Genomic DNA, 13,262 nt, shown 5'->3' with positions numbered 1-13,262 from the left:
GGCCAGAGCCGCGGCAAACTAGGTGATTCGGGCCCATTCGTTACTTTCGATCCGCCGTGGTAATTCGCGGCGACATTTCAGTTTGTTCCGGCGTTAGTCGATTTTACTGGCGAAGGTGTCGGAGCGCGCGCCGAGGGCGGCGCTCCCCCGCTCGGTCCGTGCGGGCCCCCTCTCTTCCGGAACGCGAAAGGAACCTCACTTGCCTCGATCGCTGTCCCTCATCCTGCCGGTCTATAACGCTCAGGAATCGCTCCCGGCCATGCTGGCGGAGCTGCTGGATTTGTTGCCGGAACTGACCAACCGGTTTGAAGTGCAGTTGATCGACGACGGGTCGCTCGACGCCACGATGGAAATCGCCAGCGACCTGGTCGCGAACTATCCGCAAGTCCGCTTGTTGGCCCACCCGGCCAGGCTCGGCACGCGGATCGCCATGGAAACCGGCCTCCGGCACTCCACCGGCGAATGGGTGCTGTATCGCGACGCGGACTGCGTACTGGATTTACAGGGCATCGCCAAAATGTGGCGGCAGACCGGCGAGTTCGATTGCCTGCTCGGACGCCGCGCCGCCGGCACGCCGCTGGGCTGGATTCCCCGCATGCCGTCGCGACAAGACGCCATCGCGCCGGAACACGACGGCATGATCATGGCGAAACGCGCCGTATTCGGCCAGTGGATGCTCTCCCCGTCGCAACAGACGTTCGAGACGCACCTGGTGCGGCGTGGAATCGCCTGGAAAGCGCTCGACCTGCGCGTCCGTCCGGCGAATCCGGCGGCCGAGGCGATTCGGTCCCTGGCGGCGCAACGCACGTTGCGCAAAGGCGAACTGGTCGGCGCCGGCACGCACGCTGGCTCCCCGATGCGGCATGAGCACGAACCGAATTACTTGCGTAAGATCGCGGACTTCGCGCTCGGCGAGTAACTGTCAGAACGCCTTGGCGTTCACGCCGATGGTCTCTCGTTCCGCGAAAGGCGTCTCCTTTCGCGGAGCGAGAAGTGACCATTACGGCGACTTCGCCCGACTCGTTTGCCGCGTCACGTGCCACCAGCCATCGCGGAACTCTAGGGACGAGTCGGCTGGCGGCGCGAACCAGGCGGCGAATTCTGTTTCCGCAGCGCCTGCCCGCTGCGATTTCCAGAGCCGGGCGAGCATCGTCGCACTATTCGCGACGCACATGGCGCCGATGAAGGCGCAGGAAATGAAATGGCTCGTGGCGGGAAGCAACCAGATTGTTGCCGCGACGCAGGTGATCAGGTTCAAGGTCACTGGCGGCTCCGCGGCTTTTTGCACGACCCAGGCGGCGAGACGCAACGGACTTCGCGGCATTAGCGGCTGCATCGTGGGGCGCGAGCCACTGCCGCCACGGACGACCAGTTCGCCGCGCACGCGCTTGAGCCGTTGAATGAAGGCTTTATATCGGGCGTCGTGCAGGAGGCCGTTCAAGAGGGCGGCGACGCCCCAGAGCAAGCCGGCGGCGAGCCAAAGTTCATGGTTAGTGACACGTGATGCACCATAGCCGAGCCCGAGCGGTACAAGTAGGTTGAGCGTGTGGTGCATCAAGTAATCGAGTTGCACGCCATCCAGCGAGGCCACGCCATGCCAACGAGCAAGCTGGCCGTCGACGTGATCGAGCAGATACCACAGTTGCAACGTGATGGCGCCGCAGAGCCACGCGACCGGCGACCCGATGCCGAACTGCGCCGCGGCGGCGAGGCCCACTCCCCAGGCCAGCAGCGTAACCGCATGGGCCGAGACTCCGTAGGGCGCGATCAGCCAGGTGATGCGCAGCGCGCTCGGTCTCGCGACGCGTCGCGCCATCCAACTGCCAATCAACCGATGATCCGGCTTTTGACAGCGGCGTTCGAGTTCAGCGAGCGTCGGGCGCATCAGGCGGCCAGCTCCCGCGCGACGCGCGAGCGCCGGCGATCGCGGCGTCGTTGCGAGGCCCAAGTCCAGCCGCACATCGCGGCGAATCCCCAGCCGCCGAGCAGCCCGAGGCAAGTCAAAAAGCGTTCGCCGGAATCATCGTTCCACTCGCCGCCGAAGCTCCAGCGGGCAAGTGCCGGCAAGGCGAGCAACAACAGCGCGCCCGATAAATGCAGCACGTAGCGGCGCCGCTCGTCGCCGTTCAATTCCGGCCAAATGGAAGTGCCCGCCAGCGCCACGAGATAGCCGAGCGATGCGAGCGAGGTGACCGCGGCGACGCCGACGAGTCCGCTGCCTTGGCCGATGGCAATTCTCAGCAAGACGGCCGTGCAAGCCGCCGCGGCGCCAAGGATCGTAAGCGAGCGGCCTTGGCGGTCGATGGTGGCCAGATAATTGGTCAGCGGGACAGCCAAACCGGCGGCCGCCACGCCGGGTGCGAGCCACGACAGTGCTGGCAGGCCTTCGGCGTAACTCGGCAGCAACCAGCTCAGCGCCGGCGTGGCCACGACGACGGCCAGCAAGCCGGCGCCGGCCAATGCCCAGGCGATGAATTGACTGTTCTGGGCGACGAGTTGAGCGACGGCGCGGCGATCGTTGGTGCCGCCCCAGAGCTCGGCATAGCGCGGCGCGCCGACCATGGCGAGTTGATTCGCGATGCCGTAAAGCTGGGTGCCGACCAGCAGTGCGACCGAGTAACAGCCCAGTTGATACGTGCCGTCCGACATGCAGGCCAGGATCATCAATTTGTCGAGCGAACGAAATAGCGAGGAGAGCACGCCGGTGAGGAGCATCGGCAAACCGATCGCCGTGAGCCGACGGACGTCGTCGTAGTCCCAGTGCCAGCGAAGAGACGTCGGCGCATTCCATTGCAAATAGCCGATCGCCGCGATCAATACGCAACCGGCGCTGACATACAGTCCCGGCAAGCCCCAGCGCCAGGTAGCCAAGCCGCCCACGGCCAGCGTGAGCAGGGCCTCGATCACGGCCAATTGCGAAGTGATCGCGAATTGCTGTCGCGCGCGTTGAATCGTGACCAGAAAAGTTTCGTAACGCTGCAACATCACCAACAGCGCCATCGCGACCAGGCCGCCGGCCCAGGGATTCGACCAGCCGCCGTGAAACTGATATTGCCACACGCTGGCGACGATCAACCCCGCGGCGAGCGCCAGGCTGGCCAGCGTGTTCGCGGTGAAGGCGGCGTGCAATCCGGCTTCCGCCTGCGATTCATCTCCGCGTCCGCGCGCCACGGCCAGCTCCCGCGCAGCGCCTTTGCTGACGCCGAGATTCAAATAGTTGCCGTAGCTCAAGAACAATTTGAGCCCCTGCCAGACGCCCATCTGGAGTGGCGAAATCAACGAGCGGAACAGCAAGCTTGTTACGACGCCGATCGCCTGGCAAAACAGCGTCGAGCCGCTGACCAGCATGGAGTCTGCGACCAGTTGGCTCCAACCGGCCAACGGGGCGATATCGCGCGCGGCGGCGGCTTCTTTCCGCGCAAGCGCGTGTTGGCGATCGAAACGAACGAAGCGCGAAGCGCCGAGTCGTCGGGGCGAGCCACGACCCGAGTCTTCGACAATCCGCCGCGCGGGGCGCGCGACTTTGCGTCTTACGTGCGGAGGCATAGCGACTCCTCGGATGGAATATCCGCTAGCGGCGTGTGATGGGCGACGTCGATTGCGCGCTCCACGAAATTGGCGAGCAGCGCGACCGCGGAACATTCGGAGGGAAAGGCGTTCTGACGCGATTTGATCTGCGTCTTCAGCGCAATGCGGAGCAACGGGCGCAGTTCGTCGGCGGTAACAGCAGATCCAACCAGGCCCCAACGCCTGGCCGGCAGGATGTCGGCACAGCCTTGGGGCAAGAGTTGCACGACCGGCCAGCCTAATCTCGCAGCCTCCACGCCGGCGCTTGAGGCGCAGCTTACTACCGCGTGGGATTGGCTCAGGTAATCGGTCCAGCGGCCGCGACGCACGAGTTGCAACGGCAGGTCGGGGAATTCCCGCAACAACTCCGGCCAGGGCTCCGTGCCTTGCTGCCGAGGGTGTAGCTTGACGATCACGCGTAAGCCCGGCGCCGTCGCGCAGGCGGTGAGCGCGGCGCGGAGCATGGCTTGGTGCGTGTCGCGCGTGAGATGAAATGCAACGCCGTCCGGGCGATCGTCGCGGGCTGGCAGATTGGCTAGGATTAGCACCGTGCGAGCGGTCTTGTGTGACGGTCGTGATGTGCCGGAAAGTCGCATGCGCGAGCGATTGAGCGGTAACGAACCGGTGATTACCACTTTTTCCTCGGGCATTCCCCAGTCGAGGAATTGGGCGCGGGAAGCTTCATCCCAGGCCGCCATCCAGTCGGCGGCAAGCGGCGCGAAGCCGAACTGCAGGCAAGGTGCGCCATGTTGCGCAACAATGCTCGGCACGCCATGGCGATGCGCGGTCCAGACCGCGGCCCGAGTGAACGGCGTGGCGTCTTCGCTCAGCACCAAGGCGTCCGGACGCCAGGTCGTGAAATGCCGATCCATCGCCCAGAGCCAACGCGACCAGCGCGGTCCGCAGGCGGCATGCGCGGCGTTCAGCCAACGGGTCAACTGGCGGCCGAGGTTAATGTCGTCGACCGTGAACATGTCGAGCGGACGCGCGGTGTCGAAGCGGTTTTCGCAACCGCGAAAACCTTCGCACATCAACTGGCGCAGTTGCGGCTGGCGAAGTCGAAGCTTGATGATCGGCTCATCACAGAGGCCGGCAGCCTCGCCACCACTTCGTTGCCAAGCGTCTGCTACCGGTGCGAGGAGGTCCAAATCGCCGCAAAGGAGTAGGCGGCGGCGTTTGCTGGGTGATGGATCGCTCGTCGCGCGCTCGGCGGACCCGGCCAGCCAGTTCGCTAGGCGCCTGCGCCAATGAATGGACGAAGATGCTGGCGTTGCGCAAACGGCTTCGGGTCCTGATTGAAGCACGCGTCCTTGGACGCGGTGCCGCTTGCACAACTCAACGAACAGTTCTACGAAATCGTCATCGCCTTGGCTGGCGTGCAGTTCCCAACACTCGGAAGCGATGGGCCGGCGCACTTCGCGGCAATAGGCGATCCAGCGGAGGAGCTTAACGAGAAAATAGCGGAGTCGGAGTCCGCCGAGATGCGCTAACAAGCCGGTCGGCAAGCAGACGTGGCGAAAACCGGCGCTGTCGGGCCCTTCCGCGAGCAGGCCTGCGATGCGCACCGCTTCGCCGTCGATCCAGGCATGGCGCGCGTCGATGGTTTCATCGAGCGAGTCGTGACGCGCGCGGCGCGATCGGCCTGACCAGCTTCCCTCCAGCAACAGCGCAGCGTTATCGTCGTTCCAATTGTGCGGTACGTTTTCCTGGCGCGCGAAGACCTGCATGGCCCGTCCCCGCAGTTAACTGGCGCACGACAGCGACTTGGCCGGGCGCACATAAGCCAGAAGTTCTCGGAAATGGCGCAGCTGGATCTCCGCCTGGCAACCGGGCGCGTGATTGAACGCGATCGACGCGACGCCGACCGCCCGCGCGCCGGCGAGTTCCACGGGATCGTGCCCGACGAACGCAGTCGATTGCGGGGAGAGCCCGAGTTGCTCCAACGCGGTGACATAGCAGCGCGGGTCGGGCTTAGTGCATCCCAAGTCGCGCGAGGAGACAATCGCCGCGAAGCGACCGCCCAGGCCGAGACGATGAAGGTACGTTTCCAGCCCTGCGGCCGGTGTTTCCGAATCGCTGACGATCGCTAGCGGCACGCCCAGCATGGCGAGCCGTTCGATCGTGGGGCGCACGCCTGCGAGGGGCCGGGCTTCGCTCTCCAGTTCGCGTTTGCGGATGCGGCTGGCGGCCACGATCTCGTCGATCAGCGGCGAGGCCACGGACAATGACGTCAGGAAGTCGACAAACGCGGTGGCATAGTCGCCGATTCCGCGATGCACGAGGTCGAGGTATTGATCGTCCCAGATGGTGAACAAGGCGTCGTAACTGTGCGTGACACCCATCTTGGTCAACAGCCGCCACAGCCAACGTCGCCAGAGCGTGGCGTCGTAGAGTACGTCGCCCATGTCGAACAGTAAGCCGTCGAACGTGGGGGACGCAACGGGCGGCGCGGCGGCCGCCACCGCTGGTGATTCCGGCATGGTTTCTGCCCTCCCTGGCATCGGTAGCACTCGCCGAACATCCGTCGGCGCGGCCCAATCTAGCGGCATTCGAGCGGCGGCGGAACGCCAATCTCGGTGCGTCGGCAAGGCTAAGCAACGGGGCAGGTTGCGCTGCATCCATCCGCAGCGACGCTAAGCCCAGGGAAGGCCCTCGAAGTCATTGCTATCGCCCACGATTTGGGAGGCCTTCCCTGGGCTTGTTCGCAATCAGCGGCGGCGCACCACGCCTTCGCGGCCCGAAGATTCCGTCCCCGACAACGAAAAATCGCCCCTGGCCGCGAATTTTGCGACCAGGGGCGACGAAGGGGACCGAGCCGATTTCTGTGGGCTGAAAAATCTCTCCAGGATGCTCGTCTTAATAGGCGTATTGCACACCGGCGAATCCGCCGTGCAACAACAGGTGTCCGTTGCTGTCGATGTCGTTGATCGCCGGGTAATCCACCAGGAAGGCCGGGATCTGTTCGTCGGAGAGGGCCAGGCCGCTGACCGCCACCAGGCGGTAGCCGCCGAACACGCTCCAACGCTGCGTCAACTGCCAATTCACTCCCAGGTCCAATTCCGCGAGCACCGATACGTCACGCTTGCTCGATTCGAACGGGAAGCCGCCCACCGGGCCGCCGACCGGCGCCGCCACACCGTTGAAGCCGTCGCCGCTGGCGAGCGAAACGCGCTGCTGGATGTCGTTCCCATAGATGCCGAACTTAGGCGTCGCGAAGAAGCTCAAGTCCTGCGTCAGATAATAGTTCAACCGCGTGCCGATCTGGAAGCCGACCAGATTGTTCTCAGCTCGGATGCCCAGGTGAGCCTCGTCGGCGCCGCCGTTGGCGCCGAAGGTGCTGCCGTTGATCACCGAGCTAAACACCAGGTTCTCGTCGAAGCGGAAGTAACGCACGCCCATCAACAACTGAGCGCTGAATGCGCGATTGTAGGCGGCCGGCAACAGGTCGTAATAATAATTCACCTCGACGTTATAGATCTCATCGTGCCGCGTGATGCGGTGCGTTTGCGCGTCGTCGAAGTAGAACGTCGCCGGGTTTGGGCCGATCGTGACGTCGCCCAGGTCAATCGGCGTCGCCAACGTATTAGCGCCCGTGCGACCGACCTGGTTCTCACCTTCGAGCGGATCGAGCATCCAGAAGCTGCCTTCGATCGCATGCTGCGAGCAGCAGCCGAAGCGATGCCCAATCGTGGCGAAGAAGCCGCCGTTCCAATCGGTGTCCGGCGAATGCATCATCTGGTTGAACGGCACGTTGTTTTCGTACGTCGTCCAGAAGTCGTTCGAGCCGTCACGATTCATGTACAGTCCGCCCGCGGCGACATACCACCGTGGCGTGCAAGGCGTGCAGCAATCGCCGCAGCCACTGTAGTCGTCGTTGCTCAGGGCTTCGTCGTACATGCTGCCGGTGTCGACGGGGGCTTCGGGAATCGGCGGGACCATATCGGCCGGGCTCGGTTCCTCGATTTGGGCGCTCGTGGGATACGCCTGGCCGCGCCACGGGTTCACGTAGCTCGGCGATGATTCAGGCACGGCCAACAGGCCTGGTGATCCATAACCTCGACCTTGTTGCGCGATCGCCGCGCTCGTCAGGGTCAACAGGCCGCCAACGGCCAAAACACAGCTGCGAAATCTCATGCTTACGGACTCCTTTCGGGGTACAGAAATGCGGCGCTGGCGCGGCGACCCCTCGTCACCGTCCGGCCCCGGCCTCTTCCGAGAGACCTACCCAGCGGGCTGCGGCGCTCCGGCCGTGCCCGATGTTGGAAATCCGTTTCCTGTCTAAATGGCGCTCCGTCCAGGAATCTCTGATCGACGCGCCGGCGGCGGCAATTCGCGGCATTCCTGGTGAGAGCGCGAGTTTTTTTCAAGTCGCGACGCGCGAAGCGCTGCGTCGAGAGCATTCGGCAACTCGATCAGACTCTACGCACAACGCATCGCAGTACGCCGCGGAATAGAAGTAGCCCGCGGCGCATGCGCCGCGCACGTTAGAGCCGGAAGCGTCAGCGCTCAAGTGGATGACGTTGGGCGCCTGGGGCTGGGGCGAATGTACGGAGCAACCAAGTCGAACGAGCTGGGGCATCATGGCGACTTGTTGATTCATTGATCAAAGCCCCAGTGGCTCGACCATGGAGGCCGCGAACTGGACTCCGCTGCCCCAGGCACCCACGTTTTTTTGAGGTCGAGCGATTGATCGTTAGGACAGCAAGCGCGCGTAGAGCTCGCCGTAGCGCGCGATCATGCATTCCACGCTGTACTCGCTGTTCATGCGCTCGCGCGCCGCTACGCCGATTCGATGACGCAGCGCCGCGTCTTCGAGCAGCTTCAGCGTGTATCTGGCAAAACCGGCGCGGTCGCCCACGCGCACGAGGAACCCGGTCGCGTCCTGTTGAACTAAATCGCGCGTGCCGGGAATATCGGTCGCCACGACGGGCACGCCGGACGCCATCGCTTCCATGACTACATTCGGCAAACCTTCGTAGCCGCTGGCCAGCCAGTACACGTCGAAGTGCGGTAACAAATCCGGGACGTCGTCGCGGTGTCCCAAGAAATGCACGCGGTCTTCGATGCGGACCTGCCGGCGGTAACGTTCCAGCCGGTCGCGCAACGGGCCGTCGCCCACGATTACCAGATGCACGTCGTCGCGGATAACCTTCAGCAAGTCCGCCGCCCAGATCAGGTCTTTCATCCGCTTCTGCGGCCACAGGCGTCCGACCGTGCCAATGAGTCGAGTGGCGTGGGGCAACCCTAGCGAATCGAGCAGCGCCTCCCGGGTGAGCCGGCTCGGCCGTGGCGGTTCGATGCCGTTGGGGATGACAACAAATTTGTCGACCGGCAAACCGTGCCGAATGTAGAAGTCGCTCACGCCGGAACTGTTCACGACGATGGCATCAGTGCGCGCGGCGAGGCGCCGGTCGATCGCGAACTGCCACCAGGTTTTCCAAGGATCGACGGAACGTTCGCTCGCCACGACATGCCGGACGCCGGCCGCCAGCGCCGCGGCGCGCCCAAAGCTATTGGCCGCGAACAGCCAGGTTTGTACCAGGTCTGGCTGCACGTCCTGGAGGTGCCGTTTAAGTCGCAGATAGGCGAACGGATCGGCCTTCCACCGCTTGCCGATCAGCGTCCATGGGATGCCGGCCCGATCCAGCTCCTCGCTCAGGGGGCCGGACCGCGTCAGAACGCAGACATGCACGTCGAACCGATCGCGAGGCAGCCCGCGCGCCAGCATCACGAGCTGTTTTTCAGCCCCCGAGCGGTCCAAGGAAGGAATTATGTGCAGAATGCGGTGTGGCACGGGGGCAGTGTAGAAGAATTGGTCGCCAAGAAGCCAGCAGCGCGCGGCGAGAAGTGTGGAAAATGCCAGCTTTATGCTTTATACGCCTTAATTCGCGCTAGCACCTTGAGCTAGCTGCGAGAGATTTCGCCTTTCACGCTGCTCGCCCCGCAGAATCGATAGAACGATGTAACGCTGCAAAGGCGGAAGTCTTTCACTCGCCCTATACAGCCCCCACCCCCCGACCGATAGAATACGTGGGGCAGTGCGACCACATCACCAGCACCGTTGAAATTCTCACTGAGAGAGGCGCACACGATGAGCATGGACGGCGTGTTGGCCGTAATTCTGGCCGGCGGTAAAGGTTCGCGACTGGAGCCCCTCACCCGAGATCGTGCCAAGCCGACCGTGCCGTTCGGCGGCGCGTACCGGATCATCGACTTCACGTTGTCGAACTGCCTCAACAGCGGTTTGCGCAAGATGCTGGTGCTCACGCAATACAAGGCGATGAGCCTCGACAGGCACATCAACCTCGGTTGGCACCGCTATTTCTGCCGGGAACTCGGCGAATTCGTCGATGTCGTACCGCCCCAACAGCGGATCGACGAACACTGGTACCAAGGCACCGCTGACGCGGTTTACCAGAACATCTACACGTTGGAGAAGGAACGGCCCGAGTACGTCGTCATCCTGGCCGGCGATCATATCTACAAGATGGACTACCACAAGCTCGTGGAAGCCCATAAGCGCAATCGGGCCGACCTCACCGTCGCGGCCCTGCGTGTCTCGAAGGACGACGCTCGTCACTTCGGCGTGATGCAGATTGACGAGCACGATCGCGTGATCGGCTTCGCGGAGAAACCGTCCGACCCGAAGACCATTCCCGGCGACGATCAGCACGTGTTGGCGTCGATGGGCGTGTATGTCTTCACGGCGCGGTTCTTGTTCGACCAGCTTTGCCTCGACGCCACGAAGCACGACAGCCAGCACGATTTCGGCCGGAACATCATCCCGTCGATCATCAGCGATCACCGCGTGTACGCGTTCCCGTTCCTGGACGAGAACCGGAAGCGCGACGCGTATTGGCGCGACGTGGGCACGCTGGACGCGTACTACGAAGCCAACATGGATCTGATCGAGGTCGATCCGCAGTTGAACCTGTACGACGACCATTGGCCGATCCGGACGTTCCTGCCGAACATCCCGCCGCCGAAGTTCGTGTTCGCCGAAGACGGCAGCGACGCCCGCCGCGGCGAGGCCCTCGATAGCATCGTCTGCTTGGGCTCAATTATCTCCGGCGGACACGTGCGAAGGTCGATCCTGGGTTCCAACACCCGGGTGAACAGCTTCGCCCACGTCGAAGAGTCGATCCTGTTCGACAACGTCGACATCGGCCGGCACGCGAAAGTCCGCCGCGCGATCATCGACAAGGGCGTCCACATTCCGCCCGGCATCGAAATCGGCTACGACCACGACCACGACCGCAGCCGCGGCTTTACGGTGACGGACAACGGCGTGGTAGTCATCGCCAAAGCCGACGGCGTGGAACACTTCGCGGAAGCGGAACTGGCGATGCACTAGCCGGCGCCGCTTACTGCAACTGCTTTCTGTAGCCGAGGTCTGCGACCTCGGCCGGATCGGGAATTGCGCGGCATGCACGCGAGCGCACTCGCCAATCCCAACGCGGCGAGGACAATGCCGCTCGGCTCCGGCACCGTTTGCGCCACCGATGTGCCGAAATAGTTGCGGACGTTGTTCAGGTCACGGATGTTAACAACACGGTTGCGATCCGTATCACCCGCGATGCCGAAGCAGAAAAGGTGCCAAGCAGAAAAGCCGCAGAAACCAATAATGCGGCGGATCGCCGCCAGCGATTTCTCGCGATAGACCGCAAGGCGGCGTAGGACGCTGACGCTCGGTTATGCTTCGCACTCGCAGTGCGCTCAATTCGTAATCGCGACCTTTCGAGTTCGAGCTGCCCGAAGCCGGCGACCAACGCGCACTTGTCAGAGCCATGCCAAGCTGTTGTCCCCACTCGCCTTTCGGCGGGACATTGTTTTGAACGCCCGACGGCTCCGAGCGTAATTTGCCGCTTGGATTCAAAACTACGCCCGACAGGGTTCGAACCTGTAACCTTCGGCTTCGGAGGCCGACGCTCTATCCAATTGAGCTACGGGCGCGTAACAGATGGGGAGAAGACCCGCATTGTTGCAGTTTTTGGGCGCAAATTCCACCGAGCGCCGTAGGAATCACAGCCGGCGCGCGACGACCGATGGGTCAAGGATGCGGACGACGACCGTTGTATTGGCGGAGCGCCAGCCGGGCGCCGCATTCGCACCTTAGCCGGGAACTCGATCCGCGGGACCGGTTCGCGATGCTGTCGAAAGTGAGTCCCTGACGGCAAGATCGCGTCGTAAGTGCTTTTCGGAGCCAGACCTGCCCAAAGCGGTCGGCAATTGGGCGGACTGATCGCCCTAAAGTCTCTTGACATTGGGACTTGGGTGTCCCTACTATAAAAAGTGGCGTGGCGCGCTGCCTCTCACGGCGCAGGTCCTTGCGCTCGTGGCACGCCTGATCCTAAACGCGTCACACGGAACCGAGGCAGAGGAGCGGAAAAATGGCGAATGCATGCGTGCTTCGATCGGCTCAGCGAAGCCTGGGGATCGGGATTTTGACGACCTTCGCGCTTTTGGCCGGTGACTCGGCATGGGGCCAGAAGGTCAAGTACGACCAGTTCAAGCGTCCGGCGGGATTTGATGTCGCCAAGCAAGCGGCCGTGGGCGCCGACCTGAACGCCGGCGCTGTGCCCAACGCCAAGGATTTGCAGAATTTTTACGTGGCGAAGTTCGCCGAGATGACGAATCCGGCGAAGGACAAAGACATTCACAAGACGCGGCTTGATATCAAGAAGCAATTGCAGACCTCGGGCAATGCGGCGGCGCCCGCGGCGCACGACGCGGCGAACGCCTTCCTGCTGCAACATTTGCCGCGACTGATTGTTGGTTTGAAGCCGAATCTGCATCCCACGGTCCGCTACAATCTCGCGTTGTTGCTGGCCGACTTGGATAGCGTCGAGCGCAAAGGACAATCCAACCCCGTCCCGCTGGCGGCCGCGCGTCCGGAATTGCTCAAACTGCTGGCGAACACCAAGGCGCACGACTCCGCGCGGCTCGCGGCGGTGAACGGGTTGTCGCGTCACGCCACGCTCGATAATAACGCGGCGGCTCGGGCGGAGATCGCTAACGGCGTGCTGGCGTATCTCGATGAGTTGGACAAGTCGCCGGAAGCGACCCGCAAGCGCAACGTGAAGTTCTGGTTTGAATCCCGGGCGATGGAAGCGCTGGGGGCCACGGAGACGCCGACGCCGGAAATCGTCGCGGCGCTCCAGGCCCGGCTCGTCGACGCAAATCGGCCCATCTGGCTCCGCAACCGCGCCGCCGTGTCGCTTGGCCAGCTCAAGTATGTAGCAGGAGCGCAAGTCGATCTGCCGGCATTGATCGCGGGTTATCAATCTCTCCTCGAAACGGCCGTCGACCAGGAAATCACGCGGCGCGAGTTGCGTGACGTGATTTTCTCCGTGAAGCGCGGCATTGCCGGACTTAGTGATCCAGCGCCGAACGCGTTGGTCACATTGATGGACGCGGCGCAAAAGAGCGAATCCACCCAGATGGTCAACGCCATGAGCAAGATGGCCGAGGCATGCGAAAGCTCGAAGATTGCGAGTGAAGCTCGAGTGGTGATCGCGATCAAGGAAATCATGAATAAGTGGAAGGCTGGCGAGTACAGCAGCGAACTTGACGCGGACGCCAGGGCGAACCTCTCCGAAGACGAATCGTCAGGCGAGCCGGCTGAAGGTGAGGAAGATCTCTACGAGTTTGGTTCCGGTCTCGAATAAGCCTCGGCCGAGTAGTTGGTTGTCCAC

Annotated in this window: 10 protein-coding genes and 1 tRNA gene; 4 read left to right on the top strand and 7 right to left on the bottom strand. The window is 63.1% G+C overall.

The window, feature by feature from the left end; translation table 11 throughout:
• Positions 1 to 199: 199 nt before the first annotated feature.
• The gene (locus tag SGJ19_00525; GenBank protein MDZ4778718.1) at positions 200 to 919 is read left to right on the top strand and encodes a glycosyltransferase family 2 protein; all 720 of its coding nucleotides are present in this window, start codon (positions 200 to 202) and stop codon (positions 917 to 919) included.
• 81 nt (positions 920 to 1,000) lie between these two features.
• On the opposite strand, the gene SGJ19_00520 is transcribed toward SGJ19_00525, so the two are convergent.
• The 6 genes from SGJ19_00520 to SGJ19_00495 form a co-directional block, all read right to left on the bottom strand.
• Positions 1,001 to 1,885, bottom strand: coding sequence for a CDP-alcohol phosphatidyltransferase family protein (locus SGJ19_00520; protein MDZ4778717.1), 885 nt, complete (start codon positions 1,883 to 1,885; stop codon positions 1,001 to 1,003).
• Positions 1,885 to 3,546, bottom strand: coding sequence for a lipopolysaccharide biosynthesis protein (locus tag SGJ19_00515; GenBank protein ID MDZ4778716.1), 1,662 nt, complete (start codon positions 3,544 to 3,546; stop codon positions 1,885 to 1,887). The genes SGJ19_00520 and SGJ19_00515 overlap by 1 nt, the downstream gene beginning before the upstream one ends.
• Positions 3,531 to 5,294 carry a hypothetical protein gene (locus SGJ19_00510; protein ID MDZ4778715.1) on the bottom strand — a complete coding sequence of 588 codons (1,764 nt, stop codon included), beginning with the start codon at positions 5,292 to 5,294 and terminating at the stop codon, positions 3,531 to 3,533. The genes SGJ19_00515 and SGJ19_00510 overlap by 16 nt, the downstream gene beginning before the upstream one ends.
• Before the next feature lie 15 nt (positions 5,295 to 5,309).
• Positions 5,310 to 6,047, bottom strand: coding sequence for an HAD family hydrolase (locus tag SGJ19_00505; GenBank protein ID MDZ4778714.1), 738 nt, complete (start codon positions 6,045 to 6,047; stop codon positions 5,310 to 5,312).
• 376 nt (positions 6,048 to 6,423) lie between these two features.
• On the bottom strand, positions 6,424 to 7,701 hold the full coding sequence (locus SGJ19_00500; GenBank protein MDZ4778713.1) for a BBP7 family outer membrane beta-barrel protein: 1,278 nt from the start codon (positions 7,699 to 7,701) through the stop codon (positions 6,424 to 6,426).
• Positions 7,702 to 8,260: 559 nt separating this feature from the next.
• Entirely contained in the window at positions 8,261 to 9,361 is a 1,101-nt protein-coding gene (locus SGJ19_00495) for a glycosyltransferase (GenBank protein MDZ4778712.1), read from the bottom strand.
• 303 nt (positions 9,362 to 9,664) lie between these two features.
• Here SGJ19_00495 and glgC point away from each other — a divergent pair, with 303 nt between their 5' ends.
• Together glgC and SGJ19_00485 are read left to right on the top strand one after the other, a co-directional pair.
• The gene (gene glgC, locus SGJ19_00490; GenBank protein MDZ4778711.1) at positions 9,665 to 10,921 is read left to right on the top strand and encodes a glucose-1-phosphate adenylyltransferase; all 1,257 of its coding nucleotides are present in this window, start codon (positions 9,665 to 9,667) and stop codon (positions 10,919 to 10,921) included.
• A gap of 137 nt (positions 10,922 to 11,058) precedes the next feature.
• Complete coding sequence (locus SGJ19_00485) at positions 11,059 to 11,244, top strand: hypothetical protein (GenBank protein MDZ4778710.1); 186 nt, start codon at positions 11,059 to 11,061, stop codon at positions 11,242 to 11,244.
• Positions 11,245 to 11,446: 202 nt separating this feature from the next.
• Here the strand turns inward: SGJ19_00485 and SGJ19_00480 are convergent.
• Positions 11,447 to 11,520, bottom strand: a tRNA-Arg gene (locus SGJ19_00480).
• Positions 11,521 to 11,972: 452 nt separating this feature from the next.
• Between SGJ19_00480 and SGJ19_00475 the strand changes: the two genes are divergently transcribed.
• The gene (locus tag SGJ19_00475) at positions 11,973 to 13,235 is read left to right on the top strand and encodes a hypothetical protein (GenBank protein MDZ4778709.1); all 1,263 of its coding nucleotides are present in this window, start codon (positions 11,973 to 11,975) and stop codon (positions 13,233 to 13,235) included.
• Positions 13,236 to 13,262: the final 27 nt, after the last annotated feature.

The sequence above is a fragment of the Planctomycetia bacterium genome (assembly GCA_034440135.1).
Lineage (GTDB): Bacteria > Planctomycetota > Planctomycetia > Pirellulales > JALHLM01 > JALHLM01.
The sequence above is the reverse complement of the archived record's forward strand: the minus strand, read 5'-3'. Positions and strand labels throughout refer to the sequence as shown.